Source organism: Micrococcus sp. LASM2_SD2, assembly GCF_057364565.1.
Genome location: NZ_JBNFOB010000369.1, coordinates 1 through 1411, shown reverse-complemented (window position 1 = coordinate 1411; position 1411 = coordinate 1). Strand labels below are relative to the sequence as shown.

2 protein-coding genes are annotated in these 1411 nt (G+C 72.0%); both read left to right on the top strand.

The features are described 5' to 3' along the window. Positions 1–97: 97 nt before the first annotated feature. Complete coding sequence (locus tag AC2W7A_RS12420; RefSeq protein ID WP_485991612.1) at positions 98–862, top strand: YebC/PmpR family DNA-binding transcriptional regulator; 765 nt, start codon at positions 98–100, stop codon at positions 860–862. Positions 863–868: 6 nt separating this feature from the next. Continuing rightward, positions 869–1411 (top strand): crossover junction endodeoxyribonuclease RuvC (ruvC, locus tag AC2W7A_RS12415; protein ID WP_485991611.1); only part of this gene is annotated, 543 nt, incomplete at its 3' end.

The window sequence follows — 1411 nt, the reverse complement described above, 5'->3', positions numbered from 1 at the left end:
TCGGCCCGCCTCGCCGCGACGCCACCCGCGGCCGCCGCGCGCGCCGCTAAGATGGTGCGCCGAGACATCCGACGTCGCCGAACCTCGAAGGAGCATCATGGCCGGTCATTCCAAGTGGGCCACGACCAAGCACAAGAAGGCCGCGATCGACGCGAAGCGCGCGAAGGCCTTCGCGAAGTACATCAAGAACATCGAGGTTGCGGCCCGTGCCGGAGGTGCGGACCTGTCCGGCAACCCGGCCCTGGACCTGGCCGTCTCGAAGGCCAAGAAGGCCTCCGTGCCCAACGACAACATCGACCGCGCCATCAAGCGCGGTGCCGGCCTGACCGGTGAGGTCGTCGACTACACGGAGATCATGTACGAGGTGCGCGGCCCCTCCGGCTCCGCCCTGATGGTCGAGTGCCTCACGGACAACAAGAACCGGGCCGCCTCCGAGGTGCGCGTGGCGGTGACCCGCAACGGCGGCACCCTCGCCGACTCCGGTTCCGTGGCCTTCCTGTTCGACCGCAAGGGCGTCGTCCGCCTGCCCGCCGAGGGCAACACGGAGGACGGCCTGCTGGAGGCGATCCTCGAGGGCGGCGCAGACGCCGAGGAGGTGCTGCAGGACGGCGACACCTTCGAGATCGTCTCCGAGGCCTCGGACCTGCGTGCCGTGGCCGAGGCGCTCGACGCCGCCGGCATCGACTACGAGTCCGACGAGGCCGAGTTCCTCCCCTCCATGAAGGTCGAGCTGGAGGACGCCAAGTCCGCCAAGACCTTCCTGAAGCTCGCGGACGCCCTCGAGGAGCTGGACGACGTGCAGAACGTCTACTCCAACGTGGACATCCCGGAGTCCGTCCTCGCCGAGCTCGACGAGGACTGATCCGCCCTGGCCGAGCGAGCCGCCCACGGCACCCTGCGCGTCCTGGGCGTCGACCCGGGCCTGACCCGCTGCGGCATCGCCGTGGTGGAGGTCGACGCGCGACGCCGCGGCCGGCTCGTCCATGTCCGCGTGTCCGGCACTCCCGCGGACGCGCCGCTGCACGCACGGCTGCTCCACCTGGACCGCGAGGTCACCGAGGTGCTGGAGCGGTATCGCCCGCAGCGCGCGGCCGTGGAGCGCATGTTCGCCAACAACAACACGCCCACCGTGCTGGGCACCGCCCAGGCCGCCGGCGTGGCCATCACCGCCGCGGCGCGCTGCGGCCTCGAGGTCGGCCTGCACACCCCCTCCGAGGTGAAGGCCGCCGTCACCGGCCACGGCAACGCCGGCAAGGAGCAGGTCACCGCGATGGTCACCCGGATCCTGGGACTGGACGCCCCGCCGCGGCCCGCCGACGCCGCCGACGCGATCGCCCTGGCCATCGCCCACGCCTGGCGCGGCACAGCCTCGGCGGGCGTCCGGACAGACCGGCCTGGCCACCGGCTCCAT